Source organism: Streptomyces sp. NPDC079020 (assembly GCF_044542225.1).
GTDB lineage: Bacteria > Actinomycetota > Actinomycetes > Streptomycetales > Streptomycetaceae > Streptomyces.
Genome location: NZ_JBITUB010000022.1, coordinates 89,607 through 102,719 on the forward strand (window position 1 = coordinate 89,607; position 13,113 = coordinate 102,719).

Here is a 13,113-nt window from a genome sequence, read left to right on the forward strand (position 1 = left end):
GGTGGCTCACACACGGGTCCGTAGAACTGTCCAACGTCATCGCCGACATCCGACAAGAAGATCGAGTACATGCACCGTCGAACCCAGCGGACCCTCCTGGCATCAGCCACCGCACGACGCCCCCGTCCTGGACCTCACCGGCGTCGTCAAGGAGTACCCGGGCACGCCGCCGCTGCGCATTCTGCACGACATCGACCTGACCATCGCGGCAGGCGAGCTCGTCTCCGTCGTCGGCCCGTCCGGCTCCGGCAAATCCACCCTTCTCGCACTGCTCGGCTCGCTCGACAGGCCCAGCGACGGGCGGATACGGTTCGAGGGACGCGATGTTTCCGGCCTCTCCGACCCCGAACTGGCCGCCCTGCGCGCGCACCGGATCGGCTTCGTCTTCCAGCAGTTCTTCCTGCTGTCCGGGCTCAGCACGGTCGAGAACGTCGCCACAGGCCTCCTCTACAGCGGCACGCCCCTCCGTGTGCGCCGCGCCCGCGCCGCCGAAGCGCTCCGCGAAGTGGGCCTCGGCCACCGGCTCGGCCACCATCCCGACCAGCTCTCCGGCGGCGAGAAACAGCGGGTCGCGATCGCCCGCGCGCTCGTCGGCCGCCCCGCACTGCTGCTCGCCGACGAGCCCACGGGTGCGCTCGACAGCGTCTCCGGAGCGTCCGTCGTCGACCTGCTGCGTACCCTGAACGCCGACGGCACCACGATCGTCGTCATCACCCACGACCGCGACCTGGCCGCCTCCTTCCCCCGGCGCATCGGCCTCCACGACGGCCGCATCGACTTCGATGAACGCGCAGCGCACCCGACGGGAGCGGCCCTGTGACGTCGTCCAGCCCGCGCCGAACCCGGCTGCGTCCGACGGACCTGCTGCGCCTCGGCATGATCGGGCCACGCACCCGGAAGACGCGCTCCGCGTTGTCCGCGCTCGGCATCTCGCTCGGCATCGCAGCCGTCATCGCGGTGACCGGTATCTCGCACTCCAACCAGGCACACCTGCTCGAACGGCTCGACCAGCTCGGCTCCAACCTGCTCACCGTCGCCCCCGGCAAGGGGCCCGACCAGAAGCCGGTGCCGCTGCCACCCACCGCAGAGAAGATGCTCGCCAACATCGCCCCCGTGCAGCAGGTCACCGCGACCGGGGCCACCAAGGCCCACGTCTACCGCAACGACCTCGTTCCGACGGAACGGACCGGCAGCATCACCGTGTTGGCCACTCGGATCAACCTGCTCAGCGTCCTGCGCATACACATGAAGAGCGGGCGGTGGCTGGACGCGGCGAGCGAGAAGCTCCCGGTGATCGTCCTCGGTGAGCAGGCCGCGCAACGGCTCAGTGTGAGCGCGCCGGGCGAGCGGGTGTGGCTGGGCGGGCAGTGGTTCGTCGTCGGCGGAATCCTGGCGTCGAGCGAACTCTCCCCCGAGCTCGCCACCGCAGCCCTCGTCGGCCGGCCGCAGGCCATCGCCCACCTGGGCGCAGACGGTACCGCCGCCACGGTCTACCTCAGAACGTATCCGGAACGCGTCCCCGACGTGCAGGCGGTGGCGGGGGCCACCGCGGCCCCCGCCAACCCGGGCACCGTCGCGGTCAGCCGCCCGTCCGACCTGTACACGGCACGCACCGAGGCCAAGAACGCCCTCACCGGGCTGGTCCTCGCCCTCGCCGCGGTCGCCCTGCTCGTGGGCGGCGTCGGTATCGCCAACACCATGGTGGTCGGCGTGATGGAACGCCGCGGCGAGATCGGACTACGCCGCGCGCTGGGCGCCCGAGGCGGCCAGATCGCCGCGCAATTCCTCCTGGAGGCCGTCCTGATGGGCTTCATCGGCGGCGTCGGCGGACTGCTCGTGGGCGGCCTCACTGTCTACGGCTACGCGTTCGCCCAGGGCTGGCCGGCATCGATTCCGCTCTACACGGTCGTCGCCGGACCTCTGGTGTCCGTCCTGGTGGCCGCCCTGGCCGGAATCTACCCGGCGCTGCGCGCCGCCAGGGCGTCCCCGACGGAGGCCCTCCGCTCGGCCTGAAGTCCAGGGCCACCAGCGCCTTGAAGGTGGCCCTGGCACAGCGGTTCCCTGCCGACAGCGCGGGCAGGGCAGCCCGCCGGCGAGGAGCACGCTGGTGATCGCGAAGTCCTACGCCGCTCCGTGGGCCGTTGAGGGGGTCCCGGGACGGGCACCGATGACGGGCATGACGATCACCAGGCCCTGCAGGAGCACGGTGGTCGGTGCCGACGGTGTCGCCGCCCGTCCCGGTCCGCACCTTGCACAGCTGTCAGTGGTGTCCGCCGTAGTCGGGTTCGGATGTGCGGACCGGCTGCTCCCGCGTGGGCGGTCCGGGGTCCCGCCGTGCCAGCTTCTCTCCCTCGATGTCGACGTTGGGCAGAATGCGGTCGATCCAGGCGGGCAGGGACCAGGCGCGCTTGCCGAGGAGGGCGAGCGTGGCGGGGACGATCGCCATGCGGACGATGAAGGCGTCGAAGGCGACGGCGATCGCCAGCCCGAAGCCCAGGGATTTGATCATGGCGTCCTGGGATCCGACGAAGCCGGCGAAGACGCTGATCATGATGAGGGCCGCGGCGGTGACGACGGTGGCGCTGTGCCGGAAGCCCGACGCGATCGCCGTGGGGGCGTCGGCGCCGTGGACGTGCGCCTCGCGCATACGGGTGACCAGGAACACCTGGTAGTCCATGGCGAGACCGAAGACGATGCCGATCATGAGCACGGGCATCAGGCTCATGATCGGGCCGGTCTGTTCCAGGCCGATGAGGTCCTTCAGCCAGCCCCACTGGAAGACGGCGACGAGTGCGCCCAGGGAGGCCAGCACGGAGAGCAGGAAGCCAAGGGCGGCCTTGACGGGAACCAGGATCGAGCGGAAGACCAGGATCAGCACGAGAACCGCCAGGCCGACCACCAGAGCCAGGTACGGCGCGATCGCCGCGCTGAACTTGGCGGAGATGTCGATATTGAGTGCCGTCGTGCCCGTCACAAGGGCGCGGGCCCCGATGCCGTCGGCCAGGGAGCGGATGCCGTCGACGAGGCCCTTGGTGGCGTCGTCACCCGGTGCGCTCGTGGGGATGACGGTGATGATGGCGGTGTCGCCGGCCTCGTTGAAGATGGCCGGGGTCACGGCGGCCACGTCCGGCAGGCCGGCGAGGGCCTTGCCCAACTCCTCGGCTCCGGTGCGGGTGACAGTCGCTCTCCGGTCGTCGACGGTCACCGTGAGGGGAGCGTTGAAGCCTGGCCCGAAGGACTGCGACAGCATGTCGTAGGCCTTGCGCTGGGTGGAGGAGGCGGTTTTGGAGCCGTCGTCCGGCAGGCCGAGTTCGAGCTTCGCGGCGGGCAGGGCGACCACGCCCAGGACGACCACCGACAGAAGCAGAACCTGGGCCGGCCTGCGCAGGACATGGGAGATCCACCGCTGTCCGAGCCCCGGCCTCGCCCTGTCGGTCCTTCCGGCGGAATGCTTGTGCGCCTTGCCCCGCACACGTTCCCCGGCGAAGCCGAGCAGTGCGGGAACGAGGGTGATCGCGACGAGGACGGCGACGACGACGGCGCCGGCGGCGGCGCCGGCGGCGGCCAGACCCATCGCGGTCAGGATGGGCAGGTTGACCACGGCCAGGCCCGCGAGCGCGATGACCACCGTCAGACCGGCGAAGACGACCGCCGATCCGGCCGTGCCGTTCGCCCGGGCGGCGGCCTCACACGCGTCGTGGCCGTCGGCGCGTTCCGAGCGGTAACGGGAGACGATGAACAGCGCGTAGTCGATTCCTACGGCGATCCCCAGCATGGTGGCCAGGGCCGAGGCGTTGCTGTTCAGGTCGAGCGGACCGCTGAGCGCGGTGATGGCGGTGATGCTCACCCCCACCCCGACCAGCGCGGTGAGCAGGGGAAGGCCGGCGGCGGTCAGCGAGCCGAAGGTGATGAGGAGGATGACAGCGGCCAGGGCGAAGCCGATGGCCTCGGCCGTGTGGCTCCCCGCGGGAGCGGCCAGCGCGTTGCCGGATGCCTCGACCGTCAGTCCCCTCTCCCGGCCGGACTCCAGGGCCTCGTCGAGGCCGGTGTGTTCGGCATCGGTGAGGTCGGTGTCCTTGGCGGAGTAGGTGACCTGCGCGTAGGCGGTGGTGCCGTCCGCACTGACCGCCTTCGCGGCGAAGGGGTCGCTGACCTGGCCGATACGTGCGGAGGAGTCCCTCACCCCGGCCAGAGTCTCTTCGAGCGCGGTCTTGTTCCGGGCGCTGCTGATCTTCTGCCCGCCGGGGGCCCGCAGGACGACACGGGCGGTGGCGCCTTCCGCGTTGGCGGCGGGGAACTTCTCCTCCAGCACGTCGAAGGCCCGCTGAGCCTCCGTACCGGGCAGGGTGATGCTGGAGCTCGCGGGGCCCGAGCCGCCGGCGGCGCCGACGCCCACGGCGCCCAGAACGAGCGCCCACAGCAGGACGACCGGCCAACGCCGCTTGAACGCGGCCCGGCCGATGCGGTACAGGAAGGTGGCCATCGGAGTGTGAGAACTCTCTCTGTCGGTGAGAACGGGAAATCGCCGGAGCGCCGACCGCCCCGTGTGGGCCATGGTTCCGCCGGGGCCGAGGCCCCGGTGTCGGCCGTACGTACCGTGCTGGCCCTGCCGTGTCGGCCGTTCGGCCGACACCGCTCTCGCCTCGGGCTCCTAGGCTGATCGGCGTGGACTGGAACTTCCCACTCACCCCGGCCATCAGCCGCCTCATCAAGGTCAGCGGCGCGATCGCGTTCGCGCTGACCTGGTTCGCGGACTTCGCTGTGCTCGCCAGGAGCCCCCATCCGTTCGGATCTCCCACCGCCTGGCTGCCCGTACTCGTCACCGGCCCGCTGATCGGCCTCGCCGTGCTCGGCACGCTCCGGTCGCCCACGCTGGGACGGCGCGTCATCGGCGCCGTGATGATCTCCCTCGCGGTGACCGTCTGGAGCATGATCGAGCCGCCCGGAGCAGCGTGGTGGGGCGGGCTGGAGACCTGCGGGCTCCTCTTCCTCACGGTCCGCGCCACTGCCCACGCCCGGCGGCCGGCCACGGCGGCCGCCTGCACCCTCGCACTGGCCGCCGCGGTCCTCATGCTGCCGCTGCGCGTGGGATCACGGGAAGCCTTCGTCGCCGGGGGCTACTGCCTGACCGTGGTCCTGGCCGTCTGCGTAGCCATCGGCTGCACCGCCCGCGCCCTGGACCTGCGCAGGGAACGCGCTGTGCACGACGTCCGTCAGGCGGAGCGCCTGGCCCTCGCCCGGGACCTGCACGACCTGATCGCCCACCACATGACCGGCATCATCGTCCAGGCCAACGCCGCCCTGACCATCCGATCCACCGCACCCGAAGAGGTGGCGCCGATTCTGCGCAACATCTCGCGGTCCGGCACGGAGACTCTGGAATCGATGCGCCGTCTCGTACGCGTTCTCCGGGAGGACGGCCATGCCGCCCTGCGCCCCGGCGACCTGCTCACCGAACTGGGCGACCTCGTCTCCGCCCACTCCGCCGCCGGCGGCGACGACGCCCCGGCCCGGCTGGAGGTCACGGCGGCGGCGCGCACCGCCCGCCTAGGCCCCGAGATCGAACTCTCCGTACAGCGGGTGGTCCAGGAGGCACTCACCAACATCCGGCGGCACGCGCCCGGCGCCCGGACCACCGTCCATCTGGACGCGGACACCACCTGGCTGCATGCGACGGTCACCAACACCGCGCCGGACCGCAAGGCCGCTCCGCCCGCCGGCGGCCGAGGCGGCTTCGGCCTGCTGGGAGTGCGCGAACGCATGGAAGCCCTCGACGGCACCCTCCGTGCGGGCCCCGTTTCCCACGGAGGCTGGCAGGTGCATGCCGTATTCCCGCTGGTGGCACTCACCGGCACGCCCCCTCGGGACGACCGGCCCGCGCACTGACGGACGGTCGGATCTCACCCGGCCCGGCGCACCGCACCGTGCTCCCAGGCCCACGCCGCGACCTCGACGCGGCTACGGGCCTCCAGCTTGGCCTGGATCCGCGACAGATACGTCTTCACCGTCGACAACGACAGGAACAGCTCGTCGCAGATCTCCTGATTCGTGCACCCCACAGCCACCAGACGAGCGATGTCCAGCTCACGCCCACTGAGCCCGGCCGCCGCCATGTCCCCCGACGCCGCGACCTGTTCCGCCTCCTCCAGCCGCCTCAGCAGCCGGACCGTGACCGCCGGTGACACCAGGGCGTGCCCATGGGCCGCCGTCCGCACGGCCTCCACCAGCAGTCCCGGAGACGCGTCCTTCAGCAGGAACCCGCACGCCCCGTTGCGCAGCCCGGTCCGTACGTAGTCGTCCTGGTCGAACGTGGTGATCAGCACGACGTTCATCGGGTCGGCCACGCCCGGTCCGGCCAGCCGCCGCACCACTTCCAGCCCGTCCAGACGCGGCATACGGATGTCGGCCAGCACCACATGCGGGCGTAGCCGGCGTGCCAGTTCAAGGCATTCCACGCCGTCGGCCGCCTCACCGACGACGGTGATATCTGGTTGTGCCCCCAGGATCAGGCTGAAACCGGTGCGCACCAACTGCTGGTCGTCGGCGATCACCACGTTGATCTGTTTCTCTGCCACCGTCTGTTCCTACCACAGTGGCCGTGTGTGCCGGCGAGGCTGCCGCCGGCCCCGCTGTCCGGACATCTTCCCGGCAGACGTGCCCCTGATGGCCGTCGCCCCGGACGTCCGGCCCGAGCGCCCCGCACCCCGGGTCCGACGGGCGCTACGACCGCGCGCCCGTGGAGCCTTCACGCGAGGAGCCTCCAACCGGTCCGGGCGTCCCGGGCAGGGGCGCGTCACCCACCGGTACGGTCACGGCGGACAGGAGCGGGCGAGGTAGCGGCGCCCGAGCTCACCGGGTGGCAGTTGATCGGGTTCGACGTAGCTCCGAGCGAGTTCCCCTTCCCGGACGGCGATGAGCAGCCGGGCGAACTCCTCGGGATCCACGGTGAGAGCGAGGCCCGCACCGCGCACGCATTCGGTCAGGGCGCGGGCGATCTGCGTGCGCAGCCGCGCGTCGTGGCGTGCGAGCATCCAGGCGGCCTGCCGGTCGCGGATGGCGTGCAGCGTGAACTCGGCGGTCACCAGGAACCAGTCCCGTTCACCGGTCTCGGGTTCGGGAAGGAGTTCCGCGAACCGGTCGAGCGAGAAGCCCTCGGGATCGATCGAGTCGATCCGTTCCGTCAGGCGGCTGATGATTTCGTCGGCTACCGCTGGTTCGACGCGCGTGAGATGGAGGTCGGCTACCCGTTCGGACACGGCCTGTCCTACACCATCTTCGAGCATTCCCATCTGCGTACCGAAGTACGCGGCAGCGATGAGCAGCTCGAGATCGACGTGACCGTCACGGTCACCAACACCGGTACGCGCGACGGCCGCGATGTCGTCCAGGTCTACGACGAGGCGCCGAGCGCCAAGGTGCGGCGCCCGGTGCGTGAGCTGCGCGCCTTCGCCCCGGCCGAGGTCGCCGCCGGTGAGAGCCGCGCAGTGACGCTCACGCTGACCTGGCGCGATCTGGCCTACTTCCACCCGGAATTCAGGCAGTGGTACGTCGAGTCCGGCACGGTCGGTATCCACGTCGGCCACAGTTCACGTGACCTGCCGCTGGCCACAGGTGTCGATGTGCGGGTGACCGAGCCGGTGCGGCCGCTCCACCGCGACTCGACGATCGGCGAGTGCATGGCTCATCCCCGCGGCGGCCGGATACTCGCCTCGTTCCTCGAACAGAAGCTCGGCGAGAGCGAGATGTCGCGCACTCTGTCGGATCCGGAGGTGCTCGCCCGGTACGCCTCCATCCCCCTCTCCCGCATCGGCAGCTTTCCCGGAACGGGCCTGACCGAACAGGCACTGGATGCCCTGATCTCCAAGGCCAACGCGTAGGCGCACGCCACGCCCCCGTTCCCCCTCTTCCGCTCTCCCTCCCTGCCCGACGAATCCGTTCGGGCACACTTCCGCCCCGGTTTCCCTCTCCGGCTTTCTCCTGCTCCGTTTCCACTCGATTGCAGAGGCCATGAGCGAACAACAGCGCACCCGGACAGAGCCCGCAGAGCCCGGCCAGCGGCCTCGCATCGGCGGCATCCGACGACCTTCGGGGCGGCTTCTCGCGCTCTTCGGACCGGCCTCGTTCAGCATCTCGCTCGTCTGGGGCTCGGTGCCCTCGATCCTCCTGGCGCTCCAGGTCCAGGACATCTACGGCCAAGAGCACAAGGTGGCGATGCTGGCCGTCGTCACCACGAGCGGCGCCGTGGCCGCGATGCTGATTCAGCCGATCGCCGGCGCCCTCTCCGACCGCACCCGCAGCCGGTTCGGCCGGCGAGCCCCGTGGATGGCTCTCGGGGCGCTCACCGGTGGCCTGGCCCTCATCGGCCTCGCCGTCGCGAACGATGGGGTCACCCTCACCATCGCCTGGGTGACGGTGCAGCTCGGGCTGGGCCTCGCCACCTCGCCGATGACCGCCGTCATGCCGGACCGTGTTCCCCGCACCCTGCGCGGCACGTTCGCGTCGGTGTGGGGGCTGGGCGCGATGCTCGGCTCACTCGGCGGTCAGATCTACGTGGCCGCCTTCGCCGAGAACATCCCGGCCGGATATCTCCTGCTGGCGGGGATCGTCATGGTGACCATCACCCTGTACGTCATCATCTGCCCGGACACGTCGAGCCGCGACCTGCCACCGGTGCGGTTCAGCCTCCGGGCGTTCGCCCGCGCCTACTGGGTCAACCCGGTCAAGAACCCGGACTTCGCCTGGGCGTTCATCAGCCGGCTGTTCGCCTACGCGGGCTACTACATCGTGTTCGGCTACAAGCTGTACATCCTCCAGGACTACATCGGCCTCGGCGACGATGCCGTCGACGTGGTCGCGCTGATCGGCGTCGTCATGGTCGTCGGCCTCTTCGCCTCGACCCTGGCCGCCGGACGGATCTCCGACCGGATCGGGCGGCGCAAGGTCTTCGTCGTCGCCGCGAGCCTGCTCGTGTCGGCCGCCGTGCTCATTCCGCTGGTCTCCCCGACCGTCACCGGGATGCTCTTCATGGCCGGGGTGGGCGGGATCGGCTTCGGCTGTTTCCAGGCTGTCGACACCGCCCTGATATCCGAAGTCCTGCCCTCGGAGCACGACCACGCGAAGGACCTCGGCGTCGTGAACATCGCCGTGACGATTCCGCAGATCCTGGCACCCGGTGTCGCGGGCGCGGTCGTCGTCGCCACCGGTGGCTACGCCGCACTGTTCCCGATAGGAACGGTCTTCGGCATCCTCGCCGCCCTCTGCATCCTGCGGGTCAAAAGCGTGCGCTGAACGCCACGCACCCCGCCGGACATCGTCATCCCCTGCTGCCGCACGGGCCTACCGAAGGACCCCGCACATGAACCTCATCCCGACCCCCCGCCGTGACCGATCCGCTCACCGGGACGTTCCCCCTGTCGGCGACGACCTCGGTGACCGTCACCGACCCCGGCGCGGTCACCGCCTACGAACTGTTCCGCGAGCGCTTGACAGCCTGGACAGGAGTCCGGCTCGGCCGCGCCACCACCACGGCAGCCGCCCCGGACGGACGGGCAGGCGACCGACCCGGGGAGAACACCCTGCTCATCGAGGTGAGCGAACAGCTCCCGGAGCTCGACGCCCTGCCCGTACCGCGCGGCATCCGCCCTTCCGCGGACGACGCGATCGCCGAACGCTTTCAGCTCACCATCACCCCGACCGGCGTGACCGTGCGCGCGACGGCGTACGAGGGCATTCACCGCGGCCTCGTCACGCTCGCGCAGCTCGCCGTCACCGGCGGGGACCCGGACGGTGAGGAGGACACGGTCCGGCTCCCCTGCGCCAGGATTCTCGACAGTCCGCGATTCGCCTGGCGGGGCCTGTCCCTGGACGTCGCCCGCTGCTTCCTCGGCGTGGAAGCCGTCGAGCGGGTCATCGACCTCCTCGACCTCTACAAGCTGAACACCCTGCACCTGCACCTCACCGACGACCCGGGCTGGCGCGTCCAGCTGCCCTCACGGCCGGGGCTCACCGACCACCCCGCGGCCGGCCCGTCCTACACCCGGGCCGACTACGCACGCATCGTCACCTACGCCGCCGCCCGGTTCATCACCGTCGTTCCCGAGATCGACATGCCCGGTCACAGCGGAGCGGCCCTCCGCGCCCACCCGGAACTCGGTGTGAAGGAGCAGCCGGAGAACCCCGGTGTCGCGGGCTTCGCCCAGCGGATGCCCGACCCGGAATCCGCGAGCACCTGGAGTTTCGTCGAGGACGTCATCGGGGACATCGCCGAACTGACCCCGGGCCGCTTCATCCACATCGGTGGCGACGAGGCCTTCGCGATGAGTCCCGACGCCCATGCGGCGTTCGTGGGTCGCGCCGCCGCCGTCGTCGCCGGGGCGGGCAAGGAGGTTGCCGGCTGGCAGGAGATCGCCCGCGGCGACCTCCCCCCGCGCTCGGTCGTCCAGTACTGGATCGAGCTCGACCGTCTCCGGGAGGTCACCGGCAACGGGACGCTCGGCGAGATACTCCCCGGCGTGCCGCTCGAGATGGTCCTGGAGCAGTACGAGAAGTCTGCCGCCGATCTGCCCCGGGCACGGGAGCAGAACGCATGGGTCCTCCTCTCCCCCGTCTCGGCCACCTACCTCGACCGCCGTTACGCGGAAGTGAGCTGCGACCCCGCGCAGGAACCGAGCAGGCAGCGGATCGGGCACCGCGGCTACCCGCCCGCCGCCGTCCGGGAATCCCTCGAATGGGATCCCGACACCCTGACCGACCAGATCGCCCCCGATCGTATCGCCGGCGTGGAGGCCGCCGTGTGGGGCGAGACGGTCAGCGACGAGAACGACGTGCACCTCCTGCTCCTGCCCCGCCTCCCGCTGATCGCCGAACGCGCCTGGACGCTCGCCCCGACCCCCTGGGCGACCCTGCGCGAGCGGCTCGCCCGGCAGACCCCGCTCTGGCGTGCTCCCGGTTTCACCTGGTATGCCGGGACGGACATCCCCTGGGCCGAAGCCGTTCCGCACTCGGTCGCGCGGTGACACGTCCGGAGGTGCCGCGGGCCATGCGGCCCCGAGCTTCCTGGCTCAGCAGGAACATGGCCGGCGTCGACCCGGCGTCCTGCCGTGCCCATCAGCGCAGGGGCGTCGTCTTCGGGAGTGCGCCCTCGCCCACCTCCCGCTGATGCGCGGTGGAGAACGAGTACGGCTTGGACGATCGCGGTGATGCGGTCGGTGCCGCGGTAGCCGCGGCCCAGGCTGACGGCCCGATGCCCCGGCGCGGAGAGCGTCGGGGCATCGGGCCGCCGTACTACGGTCATTGGTGTGACCGGGCGGGCGGAGCGGGACTGGGTTCAGATGCGGACGCGGTAGCCGGGCGATCCGGTACCGGTGGCGATCATCCCTTGGTCGGCCCATGAGATGGTCCCGGCCGTGTCGGTGGTGTGGGTGCAGGCGTGGATGGCGCCGTTGTCGTCGAGAACGAGGTAGTCCGCGTGGCCGTCGGCGTTGAGGTCGGCGAAGCGGACCTGACCGGCGGTCCAGGCGCTGGAGCCGGTGGCGATGTACTCCCGGTTGTCCCAGCCTCCGCGGCCGTTGCCGCCCATGTTGACGAAGGCTCGGGTGGCGCCGTTGTCATCCACCACCAGGTAGTCGGCGCGGGCGTCGCCGCCGATGTCGGCGAAGCGGACCTGGCTGCCCGTCCAGGCACTGGACCCGGACGCGATGGTGCCCTGGTCGGCCCACTTGACGATGCCGGTGGTGGTGTCGGTGGTGTTGAGGAGGGCGCGGGTGGCGCCGTTGGCCTCCACGACGAGGTAGTCGGCGTAGGCGTCGCCGCCGACGTTGGCGAACCGCACCTGGCCGCCGGTCCAGGCACTGGAACCGGTGGCGATGATGCCCTTGTCCTGCCAGCCACCGCGGCCGTTGCCGCCGGTGTTGATGAACGCGCGGACCGCCCCGTTGCCGGGGTCCACGATCAGGTAGTCGGCGCGGGCGTCGCCGCCGATGTCGGCGAAGCGGACCTGGTCGGCCGTCCAGGCACTGGAGCCGGAGGCGATGGTGCCCTGGTCTACCCACTTGACGGTGCCCGTGGTGGGATCGGCGGTGTTGAGCCAGGCATGGGCGGCGCCGTTGTCCTCCAGCACCAGATAGTCGGCCCGGCCATCCCCGTTGATGTCCACGTCGGAGTCGCCGAATTGCGCCGCCTGGCCGGGCGGGGCGGGTTTGACCTCCACAGTCTCCTTGATCCAGCCCTTGCCGGTGACGGTGGCGATGCCGCCCAGGAACGCAGCCGCCATCTTGGTGTAGCCGGCGTTGTTGGGATGCAGATTGTCGTTGAGATCAGCGGTGGTCAGCGCGCTCATGCTGACCTGCGAAATCTTGTACCCGCGCTGAACACGGTCTGCGACGATCCCCGGAATCGCCGTGTTGTACGTGTCGATGCGGGCCTGGACCACGGGGTCCGTGGCCGGCACCAGGGAAGCGACCACGACCGTGGTGTCGGGCGAGGCCGTGTGGATCTGATCGATGAGCGTGCCCAGCCGCTGCGGTGCGGTGGCGACCTGGTAGTCGCGGTTCATATCGTTGGTGCCGATGTGCAACGTGATGAGGTTGGGTTTCGCCCCGGCCAGCCACGTCTCGACGTTCGCCTGCAACTGGTCGATACGCCAGCCCGAATGCCCCTCGTGGCGGGCCCCGTCCGCGTCAACCTGCGAACCCGCGAACTCCAGCGTGCTCGTATGCCCAGTAAGGCTCGCGGCCAGGGCGGGACGGTACCCGGTCCGGGCGCCGCTGCCCACGCCCAAGGTGATCGAGTCGCCCAGCGGCATCACCGCGAACCGCGGTACGTTCCACTCGGGGTTGGTCCAGGGCCGGTTCGCGGCGATGATCGTGTTGATCATCGCGTAGCCGGGATAGTCCATCAGCACTTCGCCGGTGCGGTACTGGGTTCTCATCAGCCGCCCGAGGACCTTCTCATTCACCCGGTCCGCCACTGCTTTGGGATACGCGAAGGCGCTGGAGCCACTCGTGTAATTCAGGTAGATAGAGCTCGTAACACGATCTTGTTGAAGTGTGCTGGTGGGGCGTAACCGGTGTGACGATTCGGCCGTTCGTGAGGGTGTGGGTACTCGACCGTGGA

General features: G+C 70.4%; 10 protein-coding genes. 6 read left to right on the plus strand and 4 right to left on the minus strand.

All coding sequences use genetic code 11. From position 1 onward, the window contains the following. Position 1: 1 nt before the first annotated feature. Both ACIGJO_RS32220 and ACIGJO_RS32225 read left to right on the plus strand, forming a co-directional pair. A complete protein-coding gene (locus ACIGJO_RS32220) occupies positions 2-820 on the plus strand; it encodes an ABC transporter ATP-binding protein (protein WP_399964291.1) in 819 nt (272 codons plus the stop codon). After that, a complete protein-coding gene (locus tag ACIGJO_RS32225; protein ID WP_399964293.1) occupies positions 817-2,013 on the plus strand; it encodes an ABC transporter permease in 1,197 nt (398 codons plus the stop codon). The genes ACIGJO_RS32220 and ACIGJO_RS32225 overlap by 4 nt, the downstream gene beginning before the upstream one ends. 247 nt (positions 2,014-2,260) lie before the next feature. Here the strand turns inward: ACIGJO_RS32225 and ACIGJO_RS32230 are convergent, their stop codons facing one another. Beyond that, positions 2,261-4,483: an MMPL family transporter gene (locus ACIGJO_RS32230; RefSeq protein ID WP_399964295.1), complete on the minus strand. Its 2,223-nt coding sequence runs from the start codon at positions 4,481-4,483 to the stop codon at positions 2,261-2,263. 182 nt (positions 4,484-4,665) lie between these two features. Here ACIGJO_RS32230 and ACIGJO_RS32235 point away from each other — a divergent pair, with 182 nt between their 5' ends. Beyond that, entirely contained in the window at positions 4,666-5,886 is a 1,221-nt protein-coding gene (locus ACIGJO_RS32235) for a sensor histidine kinase (RefSeq protein WP_399964296.1), read from the plus strand. A gap of 14 nt (positions 5,887-5,900) precedes the next feature. On the opposite strand, the gene ACIGJO_RS32240 is transcribed toward ACIGJO_RS32235, so the two are convergent. Together ACIGJO_RS32240 and ACIGJO_RS32245 are read right to left on the minus strand one after the other, a co-directional pair. Continuing rightward, complete coding sequence (locus ACIGJO_RS32240) at positions 5,901-6,575, minus strand: response regulator (RefSeq protein WP_399964298.1); 675 nt, start codon at positions 6,573-6,575, stop codon at positions 5,901-5,903. Positions 6,576-6,809: 234 nt separating this feature from the next. After that, the gene (locus tag ACIGJO_RS32245; protein WP_399964300.1) at positions 6,810-7,256 is read right to left on the minus strand and encodes a TetR family transcriptional regulator C-terminal domain-containing protein; all 447 of its coding nucleotides are present in this window, start codon (positions 7,254-7,256) and stop codon (positions 6,810-6,812) included. Here ACIGJO_RS32245 and ACIGJO_RS32250 point away from each other — a divergent pair. From ACIGJO_RS32250 to ACIGJO_RS32260, 3 genes are all read left to right on the plus strand, one after another. After that, entirely contained in the window at positions 7,230-7,877 is a 648-nt protein-coding gene (locus ACIGJO_RS32250) for a fibronectin type III-like domain-contianing protein (protein ID WP_399964302.1), read from the plus strand. The two genes, ACIGJO_RS32245 and ACIGJO_RS32250, sit on opposite strands and share 27 nt — an antisense overlap. A 130-nt stretch (positions 7,878-8,007) precedes the next feature. After that, entirely contained in the window at positions 8,008-9,288 is a 1,281-nt protein-coding gene (locus ACIGJO_RS32255; RefSeq protein WP_399964304.1) for an MFS transporter, read from the plus strand. 92 nt (positions 9,289-9,380) lie between these two features. Continuing rightward, entirely contained in the window at positions 9,381-11,015 is a 1,635-nt protein-coding gene (locus ACIGJO_RS32260) for a family 20 glycosylhydrolase (RefSeq protein WP_399964306.1), read from the plus strand. 311 nt (positions 11,016-11,326) lie between these two features. Here the strand turns inward: ACIGJO_RS32260 and ACIGJO_RS32265 are convergent, their stop codons facing one another. After that, a complete protein-coding gene (locus ACIGJO_RS32265; RefSeq protein WP_399964308.1) occupies positions 11,327-12,955 on the minus strand; it encodes a GDSL-type esterase/lipase family protein in 1,629 nt (542 codons plus the stop codon). Between the last annotated feature and the right edge of the window lie 158 nt (positions 12,956-13,113).